The sequence below is a fragment of the Acinetobacter sp. BSP-28 genome, from assembly GCF_044130285.1.
Classification (GTDB): Bacteria; Pseudomonadota; Gammaproteobacteria; order Pseudomonadales; family Moraxellaceae; genus Acinetobacter.
Window position 1 is genome coordinate 39,704 of record NZ_JBIQOB010000005.1, and the last position, 18,700, is coordinate 58,403.

Below are 18,700 nucleotides of genomic sequence, written 5' to 3' on the forward strand. Positions count from 1 at the left end.
ATGTATTGTATGTCTGCTTTTTTGCGCTTTACGCAATTTATTCAGAAAACCTTTGCCCTGTGGGTGGTACTGTTTGCCGGTATTGCTTTAATGTTCCCGGAAGCCTTTGTCTGGCTTAAAGTCTATATTACCTGGATGCTCGGGATCATCATGTTCGGTATGGGCATGACCATGACGGTAGATGATTTTAAAGGAGTAGTGCAAAGTCCTAAAGCTGTGGTGATAGGTGTGGCTGCACAATTTATTGTCATGCCGGGACTGGCTTATCTATTATGTCAGCTGTTCCAGTTACCGCCTGAAATTGCGATCGGAGTGATTCTGGTGGGTTGTTGCCCGGGCGGGACAGCATCCAATGTGATTACCTATATGGCTAAAGGCAATACCGCTTTATCGGTTGCATGTACCTCGGTGTCTACTTTACTTGCGCCTTTGCTGATGCCCGCGATTTTTTATTTTCTGGCCAGTCAATGGATTGAAATTAATGCAAGTTCAATGTTTATTTCAATTTTACAAGTCGTACTGTTTCCCATCATTCTGGGTTTAATTATTCGGGCAGTACTGAAGTCAAAAGTGGAATCTTATATTCAAGTGATGCCATTCATTTCAGTGGTGGCGATTGTGGCCATTGTGGCGGCCATTATTGCAGGCAGTAAGGCACAAATTTTGCAATCTGGTTTATTGATTCTGGGCGTGGTGGCCCTACACAATGGTTTGGGTTACTTATTGGGTTTTTGGGCAAGCCGTTTGTTTAAATTACCTTATGCAGACTGTAAAGCAGTTGCGGTAGAAGTTGGCATGCAAAACTCGGGTCTAGGCGTGGCTTTGGCTGCAGTACATTTTGCTGCTTCACCACTTACTGTGGTGCCGAGTGCGATTTTTAGTTTATGGCATAATATTTCAGGCCCTGCCTTGGCGACCTATTGGGCTAGTAAAGTCAATAAAATGAAATAATGTCCTAGTGAAATCTCTATTTTCAACAGACAAAAAAGCCGAGCATATAAGCTCGGCTTTTTTCATTGCTCTCTTTTTAAGAGGCTTTGGATTGCTTGGCTTTTAAAATTTCTGTTCTGAAAGTCTGTGCCAATTCGGCTACTTCGCTATCCATACCGTTCATCATAAAGGCATGACGGGTTAGCACATTGGTTGGATTTGGTATGCTGACCAGCTGGTAACAATCTGAAATACCTTTAAGTAATTCATTTGGTAAATGAATGGCACTTTCTTTGGCAGCCAATTGTTGTACTAGGCGTTCTGCCGCCTGTACCGGAGTCAGATGCATCGCTTCCACATGACTGGAAATGGCACTGCGGGTTTGCAACACGAAACGTTTTTCTTCACGATAACGTTTGTACAGTACATCGGACAGTAACTGGAATACGGTACTGATCATCACCAGACACTGTACCGCATTAGGTGTTTCTACTGACATGCTGATGGTGGCGCCATGTTCATCAAATTTATGCACAGTGGCAATATCTGAACTGTTCAACTTGTAGTGTTGCACACACAACTCTGTCGTTTTATTCAGGAAAATCTGGCATAAATTGAAATAGGGAACAGAAACGGTTTTATTGACCGAGTCCATGAGCTGTTTAGGATCATAAAACTGGATATTTAAAGCAATGCAATTGTCATCCAGCACCACTGGTTTTGATTCTTTGACTTTAGCTTTGGTCTGAGCATTGCTCTGTGCCTGGGCAATCGCGACTGCGGCATTATGTTGTTCTTGTTCTAAAGCCTGAGTCAGGGTTTGAATTTCATGTTTGAGACGTGATTCATTATTGATACGCGCCAGATATTCGGTACGGCTTGGACGCGCAATGGCACGATAGGCTAACCATAATAAGCCATGAATCAACAATGATAATAAAATCGCCAGCCATTGGGTACGTAAAATTTCCCCAATACTCGGCTGAATCAGGGTAATTTCAATACTGCCGACTTTCTTTTCATTTTGCAGCGCTTCACGAACAAACACTTCGCCTTGACGTGTTTTGGTTAAACCGCCTGTTGCCAGTACCTGATTATTCGCATCTAAAATACGGATAGAAGCTACACTCGGGTTGGTGGCATAACGTTCGGCCAATAACGCCAAAGACACCGTATTGGCCGGTTCCAGCTCGGACAGGCTGTCTGTGACCAGTTGTGAGGTCATCAGCTGTCCCTGACTGGCACGGTTTGCATTCAGCTGATGCGTCGTCGCAAGTACCAGTAAAAAGGTGTGTAAAGCAAAACTTACAATCAGTAGGCTAGCAAATAGCCCTTGTCTAGGCGCATTCAACGTAAACTTCCAAGGCATTTATGTTCAAATTCGATTATGATTCTAACAATAGTTGTAGCTCAGATCCGAGTCAATTCATGCGAGAAATCATTCTTATATCATTTTTGGGACCAGACCAGCCTAATCAATTTACACGATTAATGCAGGTATTGTCCGTACATTCTTTACAAATTCTGGACGTTGGACAAGCCGTCATCCACAACCAACTGACTTTAGGTATTGTTGTTTCGTCAGATGACCAAACTGCTACAGCATTAGCCATGAAGGAGATTCTGATTCTAGCACATGATATTGGCTTAACAGTGCGCTTTAAACCAATCTCTACATCAGAATATGATCAATGGGTGAGTGAAGGTGGGCAGACCCGTTATATCGTGACTGCGCTGGCACCAGAACTGAGCGCTTCGCAGTTACAGGCAGTGACCCAGATCGTCTCTAATCAGGGCTTCAATATTGAAACAGTCACCCGTTTGTCGGGCCGTCCAGAACTGAATAATCAGGTGGAAGGTCCAAAGCGTTCTTGCGTGCAATTTGGTCTAAAAGGACAAATGCTGGATGCCACTGCTATGCGTGCAGCCTGCCTGCGTTTATCGGCTGAATTGAGTGTCGATGTCGCGGTGCAAGAAGATAATGCTTACCGCCGTAATCGCCGTTTAGTTTGCTTTGACATGGACTCTACTTTAATTGAGCAAGAAGTGATTGATGAGTTGGCCATTGAAGCCGGTGTCGGTGAACAAGTGGCTGAAATCACTGAACGTGCCATGCAGGGTGAACTGGACTTCCAGCAAAGCTTCCGTGCCCGTGTCGCCTTGCTCAAAGGCATGGATGCGTCTGTTTTACCAAAAATTGCCGAGCGTCTGACCGTGACCGAAGGGGCAGAGCGCCTGATTTCAACCTTGAAAGCGTTGGGTTACAGAACTGCAATTCTTTCCGGTGGTTTCCAGTATTTTGCCGAATACCTGCAAGAAAAATTGGGTATTGATGAAGTACATGCCAATATTCTGGATGTACAAGATGGTCTGGTGACAGGTGAAGTCAAGGGGCACATTGTAGATGGTGCTCGCAAAGCATTGTTGCTGCGTGAATTGGCAGACAAAATGGACATTTCTCTGGAACAGGCCATTGCCGTGGGTGATGGTGCCAATGACTTGCCGATGCTGTCGATTGCCGGTTTAGGAGTCGCTTTCCGTGCCAAACCTTTGGTACGTCAGAACGCCAATCAGGCGATTTCAAGTGTGGGTCTGGATGGGGTGTTATATCTTTTAGGTGTGCATGATAAAGACCTGAGCCGTGCCTAATGGTTCGGTCTAACTTTTGATGTTATTAACAAAACGCGACATTGATGTCGCGTTTTTTTGTGGTAAAAATAGTCAAATTACGACGAACGGTAGGCGGAAATTGCCGATAAAAACCACAATCCCTCCTTTCGTAAAAAATATTTTTTTAATGCTTTTAATACGTTGTTTTTTTGTAATGACACGGCAAGTCCGAGCCCATCTCACTTCCAGAAAAAGTTAAAAATAAAAAAGTGTAATGACAAAATAATATTGCGACAAGGTGTGTCGCTTGCTGAAAATACAAGACTTTTTTTCTTAAAAAAACTCCGCATAATGCTTGCATAGAGATTGATATAAATATATTTCATCATTTATTCACGGTATCGGGGATTTGTTTAGACCCATATAAAAGTGTCAAAATCCTATATAGGACGGAGGTTTTTATGGTTACAGCGAATTTAGCAACCATCATAGGCTTAAGCTTGATTGCCGCTGCTTTGATAGCTGTTTTCTTCTCGCCTTATCGTCGTTTGTTAAGCTTTATGTTTGCAGGTATGCTTTTTTGGGGATTGATTGAAGCCATCCGCATCAGTACTCAAGTGGTTTTTGATTTACCCATGGCGTACAGCTATCTGACTGCGTTAATGTCGGTGATGGGTATTATAACTCTGCTGTTATTACGTGAAGATCGTCGTGCAGAACGAGCTTTAGCCAAACGTCGCTATATTGAACATACACCAGTCTATGACGATGAGCAGCAACACTATTCAAGCCGTTAATTTGAAAGACCTATAAAAAAATCTAAAAAATAAAAAGATGTGCTCCGGCACATCTTTTTTTATTCATTATTGTTATACAAAGCCTTACTTCAAAAAACATAAGTTATGGTAGGATAAGTCGTCAATTTTCCAACAATTACAATAGGCTTAAATGTCATGAAACTCTCTTCGATTCCTGTCGTAAAATTACCACTGGTCGATGTAAGCACGGATCCGCTTGATTTATTAGTTGCGGGCCTAGCTTTGCGTATGAAGCAATTGGCGCGTACAAGCCCAAAATTTATTGAGCTGGTTCATGAGCGTCAATTCCGTATTCAAATTGGTACCGACTTGGGGGTTGCACGTCAAATTATTGTAAACAATGGACAAATTGACACAGTAGCAGGCGATGCGGAAAAAGCAGATTTTATCCTGCAGTTTGCAGACAGTGAACAGGGCGTAAAAACCTTAATGAAAGGTGATCCCAGCGCTTTTATGACTGGCATGCAAAATGGAACCATTAAAATGGAAGGCGATTTTGGCCTTTTGGTCTGGTTTAACAAAGTTGCAAAATTGATTCCACCTAAATTACCAAAACCGGTACAAGAAAAAGTGAAATTGGTTCGTTCATTCATCCGTGAAAAAACCGGTAAATAATTTCAGACTTGCATTTTAAAATAAAAAAGCCCTCAATCGAGGGCTTTTTTATGCCTGGAATTTTGTCGTGTTATTTAACTTCCAGATTAAACGTTACCGGACCATCATTGACCAGATGCACTTTCATGTCGGCTGCAAAAATACCGGTTTGCACCTGTTCAAATTGAGATTTTGCATAGTCGACCAATGCTTCATATAAAGCTTTTGCCTCGCTAGGGGGCATCGCTGGACCAAAGTCTGGACGTAAGCCTTTTTGCGTTTGTGCCATCAAGGTAAATTGCGAAACCAATAATAATCCACCGCCTGCCTGAGCCACATTCCAGCCCATTTTGCCCTGTTCATCATCAAAGAAACGGTATTTCAAAATTTTATCGATCAGCTTTTTGCCTTTTTCAAGATTGTCTTCTTTACCTAGACCTAGAAACACCAAAATGCCATGTTGAATTTCACCGGTGATTTGACCATCGACCACGACTTTGGCTTCTAAAACTCGTTGTAATAATGCGCGCATTTCACACTTTTACCGACTGATGTTGATGGCCGTGATTGTAGCAAGAACAGAATTTAGAAAAGAACTGAATGTTGAAATTTTGATCTATAAATAATTGAAAAATAATTGATTAATTTTTATTTATTTGCAAAAACGATTAAATTTATGAAAATAATCCGTTTTAACAATGTTTGGTCTTTATATATCTTAGCTCATGCAGGAAAGGTCTGAATAAGAGAGATTAAGACGATGTTTAAGCGTTCTTTATTAGTTGCAATGCTTGCAACAGCAACAGCTGCGACTCAAGCTGCGGCATTAACCAAAGACAACGGTGCACCTGTGGGTGACAACCAAAACTCAATCACTGCTGGTCCAAATGGCGGTACTTTACTTCAAGACGTTCAACTGGTTCAAAAGTTGCAACGTTTTGGTCGTGAGCGTATTCCTGAACGTGTTGTTCACGCACGTGGTACAGGTGCTTATGGTGAGTTCGTAGCAACTAAAGACTTATCTGACTTAACACTTGCATCATTGTTCAAAGCAGGTACCAAGACTCCAGTATTCTTACGTTTTTCTACCGTTATTCACGGTAAAGGTTCTCCAGAAACTTTACGTGACCCGCACGGTTTTGCAGTTAAATTCTATACCCAAGAAGGTAACTGGGACTTAGTCGGTAACCAAACGCCAGTATTCTTCATCCGTGATGCAATCAAATTTCCAGACTTCATTCACGCAATGAAACCAAGCCCAATCAACAATGTTCAAGATGCAAACCGTGTGTTTGACTTCCTTTCAAGTCAACCATGGGCAACCAACATGTTGACTTATGTTTATGGCAAGCAAGGTGTTCCAACCAGCTACCGTGAACAAGACGGTTTCGGTGTTCATGCGTACAAGCTGTATAACGACAAAGGTGAATACAAATACGTTAAATTTAACTTCCGCTCTAAACAAGGCGTAAAAGGTCTTAACGTTAAAGAAGCTGCTGAGCAACAAGGTAAAGATTTCAACCACTTGACCAACGATCTTTACAACAACATCAACAAGGGTAACTTCCCTAAATGGGATCTTTACATCCAGGTATTGGATCCTAAAGATTTAGGCAAATTCGATTTTGATCCGCTTGATCCAACAAAAATCTGGCCTACAGATTTAGTTCCAGAAACTAAAGCGGGTACCTTGACGTTGAACCGTATGCCGAAGAACTTCTTCCAGGAAACTGAGCAGTCAGCGTTTGCACCAGGTAACTTGGTTCCAGGTATCGAGCCATCTGAAGACCGCTTACTTCAAGGTCGTATCTTCTCTTACTCAGATACACAAATGTACCGTTTAGGTGCGAACCACCAGCAAATTCCTGTAAACCGTCCAGTTGTGGCTGTAAACAACAACAACCAAGATGGCTACATGAACATTGGTGCAACATCTTCTGATGTGAACTACGAACCAAGCCGTAAAGAGCCAAAACCGGCAACTGAAAAAGCGCGTGCAGTTCAAACTCCACTTTCTGGCTCAGTTCAACAAATTGCGGTGAAAGAGCAAAACTTCAAGCAAGCGGGTGATCTTTACCGTTCATACACTGCAAAAGAGAAAGATGACTTAATCATGAACTTGGCTGCTGACTTGGGTACAGTGAAAGATTCAGAAACCAAGCACATCATGTTGTCGTACTTCTACAAAGCAGATGCTGACTATGGTACTCGTATGACTAAAGCAGTGAAGGGTGACCTTGCAATGGTTAAAGCAAAAGCAGCTAAATTGAAAGACTGATTCCGGTTGGTTGATCAAATCGGTGACTAGGGCTTAGGAGTCACCACCGAGAAGTCCTGTAAAACTCAAATCCTTTCCTGCAACCCTAGGGGAGTTTTACAGGCATTTGATATTTCCAATATTTTGTCATAAGCAAACTTGAGGCCAGTTGAAATGAAAGTCATATTGAATGGTGTGATGATGTCGCTTGCTAGCACTTTATTAATAACACTGCTTACGCTCGGTATTACTAAAATTCATGCTCAAGAGCCAACTCAAGTGACGCAGCAACAAACAATCAACTCGCAAAAAGAGCTGATCGATATCTTTTTTGCCGCAGCAAAAACCGGTAATCAGGAAGTCATAAATGAGTTTTTAAAACACGGATTCCCTGTAGATGTACGTAATGGTGCAGGTTATACCCCTTTAATGATGGCAGCTTATTATGGTCATCAAGATACCGTTACAACCTTATTAAAATATGGTGCCGATCGTTGCGCACGTGACAGCAAAGGCAATACCGCCATGATGGGGGCGATGTTTAAGCTGGAATGGGTAATTGTAAAACAATTACGCCAGGTCGATTGTGATAGCAATGCCAAGCAAAGCGGACAAAAAACCGCAGCTGAATTTGCCAAAGTGATTGGTCAGGAAAAACAGCTGCAAAAAATGATTCAAGAACAAAAAAAATAGAATAAAACAAAGCCGATCTGAATATGCTGTGCTGATACAACCTTGATTCAAGCTGATGGCACTGTACTGAAAACTAGTAATATCAAGGTGCAAATTGTGCTTTAATATCTTAAGCACAGCGAAATTTTACGAAATATGCCTCCAATTATTCAATCTCTGCTTGATACTGACTTGTACAAATTCACCATGTTACAAGTGGTATTGCATAAATTTCCCCAAACGCACAGTGTTTATCATTTCCGTTGCCGTAATTTAGAGGATACCGTTTATCCACTGACGGATATTTTGGACGATTTGAATCAACAACTCGACTATTTATGCCAGCTTAAGTTTAAAGAAGATGAATTGCTCTATCTTCGCAGTTTACGTTTTATCAAAAGTGACTTTGTTGATTATTTAGAACTCTTCCAGCTGAAACGTCGTTTTATTAAAGCCAGCATTGATGAGCAAGGCCGTCTGGACATCTGGATTGAAGGTCCGATGGTTCAGGCCATGATGTTTGAAATCTTTGTTCTGGCCATTGTCAATGAACTGTATTTCAGCCGCATCCGTACCCCTGAAGTGCTGGCCGAAGGCGAACGCCGGTTAAAAGCCAAAATCGAGCTGTTAAAACAGTATGATGCCGCCCAGAATCCGAATGATCCACCATTTTTGGTGTCGGATTTTGGTACCCGCCGCCGTTATAGCTTTGCCTGGCAGAAACATGTAGTCGAAGAATTCCATCACGCTGCACCGCATGTGTTCCGCGGAACCAGTAATGTACTGCTGGCCAAAGAGCTCGAGATTACCCCGATCGGTACCATGGCGCATGAATTCCTGCAAGCCTTTCAGGCACTGGATGTGCGTCTGCGTAATTTCCAGAAAGCCGCGCTGGAAACCTGGGTACAGGAATATCGTGGTGATTTAGGGATTGCTCTGACCGATGTGGTGGGGATGGATGCATTCCTGCGTGATTTCGATTTGTATTTTGCCAAATTGTTTGACGGTCTGCGCCATGACAGTGGTGATCCCTATCTATGGGGTGATAAAGCCTATGCACACTATAAGAAATTAAAAATTGACAGCAAAACCAAGATGCTGACCTTTAGTGACGGTCTGGATCTAGAAAAAGCCTGGAACTTGCATCAATACTTTAAGGAGCGTTTTCAGGTCAGCTTTGGTATTGGTACCAATTTAACCAATGACTTGGGCCAAACACCACTCAATATTGTGTTAAAACTGGTGGAATGCAATGGGCAATCAGTGGCAAAAATTTCCGATAGCCCAGGAAAAACCATGACCGATAACGACACTTTTCTGGCCTATTTACGTCAGGTGTTTAATCTCACCGAAACGGCATAATCATGATTGCTATAGCTGATTTTTTGCTAAATGAATGCAAAAAATCAGCATAATAGTGAAAATGACTTGTGCTAAGATCGGCAATGTTGATCTAAATAAAACATGAAAAAGTATGACTGTATCTGCATTTAATTTTGGTCTGCTTATAGAAGCAGAAGAGCTGGTTCCGTTTTTAGGCAATGATAAATTACGCATTGTCGATTTAAGCCGTCGTTCTGTTTATGATCAATTGCATATCCCGCATGCTATTCATGTTCAACCGAAGCAGCTGGTACGTCAAGAAGAACAGGCTTCAGGTTTACTACCTGACGTAGAGGGTTTAAAAGCCCTGATTGAATATCTGAATATTTCTCCAGAACATCATGTGGTGGCCTATGATGACGAAGGTGGGGCCTGGGCAGGGCGCTTGATCTGGAACCTGCATTGTCTGGGTTTTGAAAACACCAGCTTGTTGAATGGTGGCATTCATGCCTGGTTGGCCGCTGGTTTGCCGACTTCTTCAGCAGCTGAAACTTTTGCACCCGTAGACAGGCTGGTGGAAATTAATCAGGTCCATATTGATCAATATCGTATTGAATATGCAGATCTTTTAGAAAAAGTCCAAAACAATAACATTCAATTGTGGGATTGCCGTACCGAAGATGAATATACTGGTCTTCGACTTGCAGCGCGACGCGGCGGTCACATTCCAAATGCGCGACATTTTGAATGGAGCACTGCCCTAAATCGTGAAAATCATTTAAAATTACATCCTTTAGAACGCACTCAACAGCGCTTAGAACAACTGGGTTTCAATTTAAAACAACCTGTGGTGGTCTATTGTCAGTCACATCACCGTTCGGGTTTGGCCTATATTTTGGGTCGATTACTCGGTTGGAAGATACAGGCTTATGATGGTGCGTGGAGTGAATGGGGCAACCGCCTCGACAGTCCGATTATTACCGGAGAGTTACCATCTTGAGTTTCGCATCACGTTTAAAAAACCAAATTTTTATTCAAGCGCAACGTGTTGTGCCACAACACCAATTATCACGTGTCGTGGGGAAACTGGCTGCCAGTGAAAATCCGATTATCAAAAATACCGTGATTCAGGCTTTTAAAGCACAGTACGGGATTGATATGTCGATTGCTGAACAAAGCAATGCATTGAAATTCAAGTCATTTAACGAATTTTTTACCCGCTCTTTAAAAGAGGGGGTGCGTCAAATCGATACTGATCCGCATAGTATTGTTTCACCTGCCGATGGTGCCATTTCACAATTGGGCCAGATTGAAGAGGGTGATATTTTTCAGGCCAAGGGTCAAAGCTTTTCGGTGGAAAAACTGATTGCCGATCCGCAATTGGCTGAACCGTTTAAAAATGGTCATTTTGCTACAGTATATTTATCACCTAAAGATTATCACCGTGTGCATATGCCTTTTGCCGGTACTTTGACTGAAACCTTGTATGTTCCAGGTGAATTGTTCTCGGTCAATCAAACCACTGCGGAAAATATTCCGGGTCTGTTTGCGCGTAATGAACGTATGGTGTGTTTGTTTGATACTGAACTGGGTCGTATGGCAGTCGTTTTAGTCGGTGCGATGATTGTTGCGGGTATTGAAACGGTAGCTACCGGTAAGGTGAAACCGACGGGGCATTTGGAATTGAACCAGCATAACCTGTTTCTGGAAAAAGGGGCAGAGTTGGGGCGTTTCTATTTAGGCTCAACTGCCGTGATTTTATTTGAAAAAGATAAAATGGCCTGGGATGCTGCATTTAAAGCCAATTCTGTTGTGGTGATGGGCGAGGCTTTGGGGCATACGGTTTAAATGCTTTTAGCCTCCCTTTAAAAAAGGGAGGTTGGAGGGATTTAAAGAATTTACTTTTTTATCAGTAAATCCCCCTCATTCCCCCTTTAATAAAGGGGGAAGTTCCCTCTCCTTCTAGGAGATGAGAATCCTCAGAATATATTTTGAGTTCGCAAGATAGAGGTTAAAAAGCCCCTCCACCTAACCTCCTCCCAGAGGGAGGAGGAATAATCATAATGGCAATTGTGATTATTACAGGGAGGTCTAATTTTCTAGAAGAAGATGCAACATCAATAAAAAAGCGCCTCAAATAAGGCGCTTTTTTATTGAATGTCTTAACGTTTTACCACAATAGAATCAATGCCACTGCGTTGTAAGGTTTGCTGGGCAATAATTGCAGCTTCAGCAGAATCATAAGGTCCTGAAATTACACGGTACCAAGTTTGACCACCTTCAACCGATTTCACTACATCCGCAGACAGACCATTCAAGATAATTTCAGCACGGCGTGCGTCAGCACTATCTGGATCGGGATAGCTACGAACCTGCAGAATATAACTTGGCTGTTGTACAACCGGAGCTTCGGTAGATTCCAAACCAGGCTCGGCTGTCTCAGTTGGAGGAGCCGTTTCTGCTTCTGGCGCTTCAACAATCACCACGGTTTCTGGTTTTTTTGTTTCTGGAACTGCCTGATCTGGAATAGGCGTTACTTGCTGTTGTGGCAATAAATCGTAGAAACGATAGTCCTTGTTGGTATCTTCCTGATAATGTTCAGAACTAATCTGATCCTTCGGTTTAACCGGTGCCCACGGTTTCCATAGCATCAACGCTACAGCAAAACTCAACACGATTAAAATAACGACCAGCGTTCCTAGCCATGCAGGAATCAATGGCTTTTTCGGCTTATTCGGTCGTTCAGAGACACCGCGCTGCGTTTTTCCAAACACGTGGGACTTCCTTTTGTGCTAATTACATTGATGTAGGAGCAGATACACCTAATAATTCTAAACCATTACGTAAAACCTGTTGTACGTTTACTGAAAGTAATAAACGGGCTTGTGTAAGTTCAGCATCATCATTGAGTACTTTATGCTCATTATACCAACCGTGGAATAATGCTGCCAATTCTTTCAGATAGTTACCGACTTGATGCGGTTCATAACTGTTGGCTGCGCGAATCACGATCTCAGGGTAGGCTGCAAGTTTGGCCAGAATTTCTGTTTCTGCATCCAGCGCAAGTTTCGCCGCAAATTGACGTGCATTCGCAGCATCAAAGTTCACACCTGTGGTCGCTGCTTTTTCTAGCATACGGCAGATACGGGCATGTGCATATTGAATATAATACACGGCATTGTCTTTACTTTGAGAAACAGCAAGGTCCAAGTCAAAGTCAATGTGCTGTTCAGACTTACGCATCACGTAGTAGAAACGCGCTGCATCGTTGCCGACTTCTTTACGCAGGTCACGTAAAGTCACGAACTGACCTGAACGGGATGACATTTGCACCATCTCGCCACCACGCCATAAGCTTACGAACTGAACCAAAAGCACGGTCAATTTTTTCGAGTCATAACCCATGGCATCAATCGCTGCTTTAACACGCGCGATATAACCGTGGTGGTCTGAACCCCAGATATCGACGATATCGGTATAGCCACGTTGTAGTTTATTCAGGTGGTAAGCAATGTCAGAGGCAAAGTAAGTGGTTTGACCATTCCGGCGTTTCACTACACGGTCTTTTTCATCGCCAAATTCAGTCGATTTAAACCAGATATTGCCATCTTGTTCGTATAGGAATCCACGTTGATCTAAAGTTTGTAGCGCTTCTTCAATTTTTTCAGTTAAAGATGCTTCACTGAACCATTGATTGAAGGTCACACCAAACTCACCTAGGTCATCTTTAATGTCATCAAGAATCGCTTTGAGCGCCGCTTGATGGAATACGCGGTAGCCTTCGCCAATCAACGCTTGAGAATTATGAATTAAGCCATCGATGTGTTTTTCTTTATCACCGGATAACACTACTTTGTTGCCATCTGCATCCAGTTCGGCAGCATATTGAACATCTTCAGGCACATCTTTGTAGACATCAGCCACTGGACGTACATAAGCATCGCCATCTTGATCGATAATGCTTTGCGCAATTTCTTTAACGTAGTCGCCTTGGTAGGCATTTTTAGGGAAAACCAGTTCCTGACCGGTGAGTTCCAGGTAACGCAAGTATGTCGATGTTGCCAGGATGTCCATTTGACGGCCAGCATCGTTGACATAATATTCACGGTCAACTTTGGCACCTGTTGCTTCAAGCAGGTTGGCCACCGTCATACCGTATGCTGCACCACGACCATGACCGACGTGTAGGCTTGAGGTCGGATTGGCTGAAACAAATTCGACTTGAATGCGTTTTTCACCATTGGCTTGGGTACGACCGAATTGATCTTTTTGCGCTTGAATCTGGTCTAAAACAGCAAAGCGTTGGTCGGCATTTAAAAAGAAGTTAATAAAGCCGGGACCCGCAATTTCTGCTTTGCTGATATCTGCCACTTCAGGTAATGCTGCAAGAATTTTTTCTGCAAGATCACGAGGCTTCATACCCGCAGCTTTAGAACCAATCATTGCAATATTTGAAGCGAAGTCACCGTGGCTTCGGTCTTTGGTTCGCGTTAAATGACCGCTGTTATTCCAGTCGGATGGAAGTACACCTTCAGCTTGAAGAGATTGCACTGCATGATCGAGAGCTGCTTGGATTGCCGTATTCATAATCAGTCGAAAAATAAATGTCGCAGAAAAACAGCAAATATAGCAAATTTCGTGGTCTTTAGGTGAATGCATTTGTATTGAATGAATCTTGTCCGACAACTAACCCAGAATTGAAGCAGGAAAATTCTGCAAAAGATTAAAAAAAGCAGGATTTATGGCATATTGCATAATATCAAGCCGTGAAAAGAGCCGACGTGATGCAACCTGAACGCCCGATGATCATCGGAAATATTCCCAAACTTCCAGCAAAATGGGCCACCGTGATCATGCCATTTATGTTGTCTTGCCTGATGAGTGGCATTATTTCCTTTATTAATATGCTGCGTAATCTGGGGTGGATCGATGGTTTTATGAATTTATGGTTTCACAACTGGATGATTTCATGGGCTTTTGCATTTCCGATTGTATTAACGCTTTTACCTTTTGTGCGTAAATTGACAGGCAAACTGGTCGATCTGCCTGCACCGCCTACAGCAAAATAAATGAGTTTTGCCAGCCTACAGGTTTCACTCATCCTTCTGCTATTGTATTGGAGGAAATATAGCGTTTCTGGGATTTTAAATTTTAATAAACTTGCTGTTATGACGTTTTAAGGATGGATAAAATTGACTAAAGTATCCAGTCAACCAGCGCACGGATAATTCCCAGCACCAAGCCAATAAAACCACCGACCACCACACCATTGACCCGGATCATGTGCAAATCGCCACCGACTTCATTTTCAATTTTGTCAATCATTTCGCGCGAATCCCATTCATGAATGCGTTCACTAATAAAACGGATCACTTTTTCACTGTATTGATCACTCAAATTGACGGCAAGTCCACTCATCCGCTCATTCAGCAATTGACGTACTGCCGGATTAGAAATGATATTTTCCCCGACTTGCTGAATTGCAACACGCAGGTTCTGCGCAATGCCTGAATCGGGTTTGAGCAAATCAGCCTTAATGGCATCACAAAGAATGACCACAGCACCACTGATAAAATTCAGTACCTGAGGACTATCGAGCAGGGCATCTTTGGTACTGTTTAGACGATAGCTGGCCTCACTTTCACTATCTGCCAGTTCCAGCATCAGCTCCTGACCCATCTGTTCAATTTTTTGCCGCCATGGATGCTGCGGGTCGGCCAGCATTGATTCTACCCGTTCAATGAGGGAATCAATGGTGCGCTGCTGTACATCAATCCCAATCCAGCTGGCACCCTTGGCCAGTTTCCAAACGCCCAACTCCTTAAATAAACGGCGAGTCAGTTCATGGGCTTGTTCAGGATGTGAAATCATCCATTCGTGCGCCAAATCCAGTCCGCGTTGTAATACATCCTGATGGAAGTCATTTTCCAGCACAGCACGCAACATTTCACTGGCAAGTGTGTTGATTTGGGTATTACGAACCCATTGCACACTGTTGTTTTGAATAAAGCGGCCAATTTGCTCCTGACCGACAAATTCAAAAATCTTCGGTACGGTTTGCTGAATGACCTGGGTGACCTGGCTGTTATTTTCTGGCTTTGCCAACCATTGTCCAACCGCAAGGCTGAGATCGGTATTTTGTAGGCTTCTTTGTACCACTTGCGGAGACAAAAAGTTTTCCTGTACAAAGCGTCCCATGGATTCGGCAATACGGGCTTTATTGCGTGGAATGATTTCAGTGTGATCAAGCAGAAACTTGGGAATCGGCATTTTCCCAAAGGGATTGCGAAACAGCACCGTAATGGCATACCAGTCGGCCAATCCGCCGACCACACCAGCTTCGGCAGAAAGCATCAAAATATGAATCAGCCAGGCATATTCAGGAATCAGCTTGGCAACCACCATCAGCATTAACCAGATAACGATAGCACTGATTAAGGCAATAGTGGCAAAGCGTTTACTGCGTTGCAAACTCGGTGTTGTGATTGCTTCCGCTGTGGTCATGCAAGATTCCTGTCGGTTACTAAATTATTGTTATTTTGCTGTTTTTGGCATTGGTGGTGGCAGCACTTGACCGTTAGGGCCCAAGCCATATTTTTGTCCTAAATATTTTAAAATCAAATAGGCATCAAAGGCATCATCGGGTGCTTTTTTCTGATCTTTATAACATTCAATGGTATAGGAAACTTGTACCGGGTCAATAGTTACCACGCGCGGCATATCATAAAACGGGTCAGGCCAGAAGCCGGGATAACGGCGATAATAACCATAGGGATAGTACATCGGGGTAGAATAGACCACGGCCTGACGTGGTGGCTGGCTACGGTTGCTCGGATCATTCAGTACTTTAAAATAGCGGAATCCGTTCTGTACTGTGGTCTGGGCTGCTTTCACCAAGGTAATTTCTTCGGCAGTTCCAAAACTCATATTGGGACGCGCCTGAAAACTGATGCGATAGGTTTGTGCATTCAGGGGCGTATTGCTGAATTGCCCCAGCTGGTCAAAAGTCAGCGGTTTTGAAGATGTCGTTGCACAGCCTGACAGCGCTATGGCCACGACCATGCTTAAACCTATAATGCTGTTCTTCATGTTAAACCTCCATACGATTTACTGTGAGTGGGAGGAGACACAATAAATGGTTAGAAACTACTATTCGGTTGGGTTAAAAATTCGAGCTCTTCTGCAGTTGAGGTACGCGCCAGGATGTGATTGCGGTGCGGATAGCGCCCGAAACGATCAATAATGGCTTTATGCATTTTCTCGTAATCCAGATTCATGGGATTACCCAGTCGTTGAAATAATTTTAACGCGAATTCGTGGATCAGTTTCGATTCACTGTGCATAAAGGGCATGTATAAAAACGCACGCTGTTCTGGACTTAATTGTTTATCCAAATCCAGGCTAATGGCTTCTTGTGCCAGTGCCAATGCTAGGGAGTCTTGAGCAAAGGCCTGGGCTTGATCCCGAAACAGGTTGCGCGAGAATTGATCCAGAACAATAATTTCTGCCAGGCGACCTTCAGCCGTTTTACGCCATGACCACAGTTCGGCATGTGCTGCTTTTTGGTGAATGTCATGAAACTTTTGCTTGATCAGTACATCAAAATCATCACTTTTTGCAAACCACAGCGGCTGGGTTTCCGGATTAAACCAAAAGTCCAAAACATCTGGATAATTCATAAGATTTACAAATCCTTAGCACTTATTATTCAATACAAACACAAAATACAGATGTCTTATAGAGTATCTTTGTGATAAAAATTTGCCAGAAATAAAATTGACGTTTTGCTTGAAAACTATACAGGGTGTAATGTAGCAGCCAAAAATCACGTTATACTGATATAAACTGATGATTTTATTTTAGTAGTTTTATTTAGTAGTTATCTTCCGATAAGCGAGATTGTTAATGAGTCAACCCGAATCGACCTCTCAAGTTATGGTACCAACTTGGGTGGATTCTTCGCTGTTTAAGGGCATGTTGCGCGGTATTGAACGTGAAAGCCTACGTATGCAAAGCAATGGCTTTTTATCCCAGGCATCACATCCTCAGGCACTTGGCTCTGCTTTAACACATCCGCATATCACGACTGATTATTCTGAAGCCTTGATGGAGTTTATTACTCCTCCACAAGACAGCATTGAAAAAGCACTCGATTATTTGGCAGATATTCATGCCGTTGCACACCGTCATTTGGAAAATGGGGAAAAACTCTGGCCCTTGTCAATGCCCTGCATGCTGGATGATAACGAAGAAAACATTCGTTTAGCCCAATATGGCAGTTCCAATATTGGACGTTTCAAAACCTTATACCGTCGTGGTTTGGGCGTGCGTTATGGTCGCCGTATGCAGACCATTTCCGGGGTACATTATAATTTATCCTTTCCGGATCAGATCTTTGAAGCACTACAACAACATGAAAGCGATGAAGCCCTAAAAAGCCTCAGTTTGCAGGATTATCGCAGTCACCGTTATTTTGGTTTAATCCGTAATTTTATCCGTTTAACGCCCCTGGTGATGTTCCTGGTCGGAGCCAGTCCTTCTGTGTGCCAGTGTTTTATGACAGGGCGTGAACATCATCTGTTGCCTTTATTAAAAGGCACTTTGTTCTTGCCGTATGCAACAGCACTGCGCATGGGCAATTTTGGCTATCAGAATTCTGCACAGAAGCAATTGGGTATTCACTACAACAACCTGCCAGGTTATCTGGATGGTTTGCAGAAAGCCGTGAAAACGCCTTATGCACCTTTTAGCCGTTTAGGGTTAAATGATGAACAGGGTGAACCGATTCAAATCAATGATCATGTGCTGCAAATTGAAAACGAATACTACAGCTTGGTTCGTCCGAAACAGGTGCCTCAGGTGGGAGAAACTCCATCCCAGGCACTGCAAAATCGTGGGGTCGGTTATGTTGAGCTTCGCGCAGTCGATGTCAATCCGTATAGCCCGATCGGGATTGATGAAAACACGGCAGCATTTCTGGAAGTTTTGGCCCTGCATTGCCTGGTACAAGAAAGTCCGGATCTGTTGAATGCTGAACAGGAACAGATTGAGCGTAATCAGGCCGAAGTGGTGAATCGTGGTCGTGCACCAAATGCATCGATCATCGATGCAGCTGGAGAGCATCCGATTGAAGATTGGGCACGTGCACATGTCATGGAAATGCAGCCTTGGGCTGATTTACTGGATGCGACCTATAACACCGACATGTATTCAGCAGCCTTAACGGTCATGCTCAGTCGCATTGATGAAGTGGATGAAACCCTGTCAGCACAGGTTATTGCCGATACTTTGGAACATGGTGGGACATGGGGTTTTGGCAGTATGATGGCTCTGCAACATGCAACGACTTATGAACAGCATAAATTAAGCCCGGATACTTTGGCTTATTTTGATGGTTTAGCGGGGAAGTCATTGCAACAACAACAGCAACTGGAACAGGATAATACGCTCAGCTTTGAGCAATATCTTGCCGATTATCGATAAAAATTAAGAGGAT

At 43.1% G+C, this 18,700-nt stretch carries 18 protein-coding genes; 11 read left to right on the forward strand and 7 right to left on the reverse strand.

Annotated features, from left to right (window positions below; translation table 11 throughout):
• Positions 1–9 precede the first annotated feature (9 nt).
• Entirely contained in the window at positions 10–951 is a 942-nt protein-coding gene (locus tag ACE01R_RS04895; protein WP_395548341.1) for a bile acid:sodium symporter family protein, read from the forward strand.
• 76 nt (positions 952–1,027) lie between these two features.
• Here the strand turns inward: ACE01R_RS04895 and ACE01R_RS04900 are convergent, their stop codons facing one another.
• Positions 1,028–2,281, reverse strand: a complete 1,254-nt coding sequence (locus tag ACE01R_RS04900; RefSeq protein ID WP_395549481.1) for a hypothetical protein — start codon at positions 2,279–2,281, stop codon at positions 1,028–1,030.
• 77 nt (positions 2,282–2,358) lie between these two features.
• On the opposite strand from ACE01R_RS04900, the gene serB reads away from it, so the two are divergent.
• The 3 genes from serB to ACE01R_RS04915 all read left to right on the forward strand — a co-directional run bounded on the left by serB (position 2,359) and on the right by ACE01R_RS04915 (position 4,973).
• The gene (gene serB, locus ACE01R_RS04905) at positions 2,359–3,579 is read left to right on the forward strand and encodes a phosphoserine phosphatase SerB (RefSeq protein ID WP_395548346.1); all 1,221 of its coding nucleotides are present in this window, start codon (positions 2,359–2,361) and stop codon (positions 3,577–3,579) included.
• A gap of 422 nt (positions 3,580–4,001) precedes the next feature.
• On the forward strand, positions 4,002–4,337 hold the full coding sequence (gene aciT, locus ACE01R_RS04910) for a ciprofloxacin tolerance protein AciT (RefSeq protein WP_395548370.1): 336 nt from the start codon (positions 4,002–4,004) through the stop codon (positions 4,335–4,337).
• A 156-nt stretch (positions 4,338–4,493) separates the two neighbouring features.
• A complete protein-coding gene (locus tag ACE01R_RS04915) occupies positions 4,494–4,973 on the forward strand; it encodes an SCP2 sterol-binding domain-containing protein (RefSeq protein ID WP_131274221.1) in 480 nt (159 codons plus the stop codon).
• Positions 4,974–5,043: 70 nt separating this feature from the next.
• Here the strand turns inward: ACE01R_RS04915 and dtd are convergent, their stop codons facing one another.
• Positions 5,044–5,484, reverse strand: a complete 441-nt coding sequence (gene dtd, locus ACE01R_RS04920) for a D-aminoacyl-tRNA deacylase (protein ID WP_395548386.1) — start codon at positions 5,482–5,484, stop codon at positions 5,044–5,046.
• 228 nt (positions 5,485–5,712) lie between these two features.
• Between dtd and ACE01R_RS04925 the strand changes: the two genes are divergently transcribed.
• From ACE01R_RS04925 to asd, 5 genes are all read left to right on the forward strand, one after another.
• Positions 5,713–7,230, forward strand: a complete 1,518-nt coding sequence (locus ACE01R_RS04925) for a catalase (RefSeq protein ID WP_395548399.1) — start codon at positions 5,713–5,715, stop codon at positions 7,228–7,230.
• Between the two features lie 153 nt (positions 7,231–7,383).
• The gene (locus tag ACE01R_RS04930; protein WP_395548433.1) at positions 7,384–7,902 is read left to right on the forward strand and encodes an ankyrin repeat domain-containing protein; all 519 of its coding nucleotides are present in this window, start codon (positions 7,384–7,386) and stop codon (positions 7,900–7,902) included.
• Between the two features lie 135 nt (positions 7,903–8,037).
• Positions 8,038–9,243: a nicotinate phosphoribosyltransferase gene (gene pncB / locus ACE01R_RS04935; RefSeq protein WP_395548454.1), complete on the forward strand. Its 1,206-nt coding sequence runs from the start codon at positions 8,038–8,040 to the stop codon at positions 9,241–9,243.
• 112 nt (positions 9,244–9,355) lie between these two features.
• Positions 9,356–10,204: a sulfurtransferase gene (locus tag ACE01R_RS04940; protein ID WP_395548457.1), complete on the forward strand. Its 849-nt coding sequence runs from the start codon at positions 9,356–9,358 to the stop codon at positions 10,202–10,204.
• The gene (gene asd, locus ACE01R_RS04945) at positions 10,201–11,052 is read left to right on the forward strand and encodes an archaetidylserine decarboxylase (protein ID WP_395549491.1); all 852 of its coding nucleotides are present in this window, start codon (positions 10,201–10,203) and stop codon (positions 11,050–11,052) included. Before ACE01R_RS04940 ends, asd begins: the two co-directional genes overlap by 4 nt.
• A gap of 314 nt (positions 11,053–11,366) precedes the next feature.
• Here the strand turns inward: asd and ACE01R_RS04950 are convergent, their stop codons facing one another.
• Both ACE01R_RS04950 and argS read right to left on the reverse strand, forming a co-directional pair.
• Positions 11,367–11,978 carry an SPOR domain-containing protein gene (locus ACE01R_RS04950; RefSeq protein ID WP_395548459.1) on the reverse strand — a complete coding sequence of 204 codons (612 nt, stop codon included), beginning with the start codon at positions 11,976–11,978 and terminating at the stop codon, positions 11,367–11,369.
• A gap of 22 nt (positions 11,979–12,000) precedes the next feature.
• A complete protein-coding gene (gene argS, locus ACE01R_RS04955) occupies positions 12,001–13,791 on the reverse strand; it encodes an arginine--tRNA ligase (RefSeq protein WP_395548460.1) in 1,791 nt (596 codons plus the stop codon).
• A gap of 197 nt (positions 13,792–13,988) precedes the next feature.
• Between argS and ACE01R_RS04960 the strand changes: the two genes are divergently transcribed.
• Positions 13,989–14,273: a DUF2798 domain-containing protein gene (locus ACE01R_RS04960; RefSeq protein WP_395548461.1), complete on the forward strand. Its 285-nt coding sequence runs from the start codon at positions 13,989–13,991 to the stop codon at positions 14,271–14,273.
• A 127-nt stretch (positions 14,274–14,400) separates the two neighbouring features.
• Here the strand turns inward: ACE01R_RS04960 and ACE01R_RS04965 are convergent, their stop codons facing one another.
• From ACE01R_RS04965 to ACE01R_RS04975, 3 genes are read right to left on the reverse strand one after another with little or no spacing between them, the layout of a single operon-like run.
• Positions 14,401–15,708 (reverse strand): DUF445 domain-containing protein, encoded by a 1,308-nt coding sequence (locus ACE01R_RS04965; RefSeq protein WP_395548463.1) that lies wholly within the window; start codon positions 15,706–15,708, stop codon positions 14,401–14,403.
• A gap of 30 nt (positions 15,709–15,738) precedes the next feature.
• Positions 15,739–16,293 (reverse strand): CC0125/CC1285 family lipoprotein, encoded by a 555-nt coding sequence (locus ACE01R_RS04970; protein ID WP_395548465.1) that lies wholly within the window; start codon positions 16,291–16,293, stop codon positions 15,739–15,741.
• Between the two features lie 50 nt (positions 16,294–16,343).
• Positions 16,344–16,883, reverse strand: a complete 540-nt coding sequence (locus ACE01R_RS04975) for a DUF924 family protein (RefSeq protein WP_395548467.1) — start codon at positions 16,881–16,883, stop codon at positions 16,344–16,346.
• A gap of 226 nt (positions 16,884–17,109) precedes the next feature.
• On the opposite strand from ACE01R_RS04975, the gene gshA reads away from it, so the two are divergent.
• Positions 17,110–18,687, forward strand: coding sequence for a glutamate--cysteine ligase (gshA, locus tag ACE01R_RS04980; protein WP_395548468.1), 1,578 nt, complete (start codon positions 17,110–17,112; stop codon positions 18,685–18,687).
• The last annotated feature ends 13 nt before the right edge of the window (positions 18,688–18,700 follow it).

Excerpts from the sequence above, each read along its gene's own strand:
- ACE01R_RS04895 (WP_395548341.1), top strand. The coding sequence starts at position 10 with ATGTCTGCTTTTTTGCGCTTTACGCAATTTATTCAGAAAACCTTTGCC.
- pncB (WP_395548454.1), top strand. The coding sequence starts at position 8,038 with ATGCCTCCAATTATTCAATCTCTGCTTGATACTGACTTGTACAAATTC.
- ACE01R_RS04970 (WP_395548465.1), bottom strand. The coding sequence starts at position 16,293 with ATGAAGAACAGCATTATAGGTTTAAGCATGGTCGTGGCCATAGCGCTG.
- ACE01R_RS04915 (WP_131274221.1), top strand. The coding sequence starts at position 4,494 with ATGAAACTCTCTTCGATTCCTGTCGTAAAATTACCACTGGTCGATGTA.
- ACE01R_RS04975 (WP_395548467.1), bottom strand. The coding sequence starts at position 16,883 with ATGAATTATCCAGATGTTTTGGACTTTTGGTTTAATCCGGAAACCCAG.
- gshA (WP_395548468.1), top strand. The coding sequence starts at position 17,110 with ATGAGTCAACCCGAATCGACCTCTCAAGTTATGGTACCAACTTGGGTG.
- dtd (WP_395548386.1), bottom strand. The coding sequence starts at position 5,484 with ATGCGCGCATTATTACAACGAGTTTTAGAAGCCAAAGTCGTGGTCGAT.
- ACE01R_RS04965 (WP_395548463.1), bottom strand. The coding sequence starts at position 15,708 with ATGACCACAGCGGAAGCAATCACAACACCGAGTTTGCAACGCAGTAAA.
- serB (WP_395548346.1), top strand. The coding sequence starts at position 2,359 with ATGCGAGAAATCATTCTTATATCATTTTTGGGACCAGACCAGCCTAAT.
- ACE01R_RS04930 (WP_395548433.1), top strand. The coding sequence starts at position 7,384 with ATGAAAGTCATATTGAATGGTGTGATGATGTCGCTTGCTAGCACTTTA.
- ACE01R_RS04960 (WP_395548461.1), top strand. The coding sequence starts at position 13,989 with ATGCAACCTGAACGCCCGATGATCATCGGAAATATTCCCAAACTTCCA.
- argS (WP_395548460.1), bottom strand. The coding sequence starts at position 13,791 with ATGAATACGGCAATCCAAGCAGCTCTCGATCATGCAGTGCAATCTCTT.
- ACE01R_RS04925 (WP_395548399.1), top strand. The coding sequence starts at position 5,713 with ATGTTTAAGCGTTCTTTATTAGTTGCAATGCTTGCAACAGCAACAGCT.
- aciT (WP_395548370.1), top strand. The coding sequence starts at position 4,002 with ATGGTTACAGCGAATTTAGCAACCATCATAGGCTTAAGCTTGATTGCC.
- ACE01R_RS04940 (WP_395548457.1), top strand. The coding sequence starts at position 9,356 with ATGACTGTATCTGCATTTAATTTTGGTCTGCTTATAGAAGCAGAAGAG.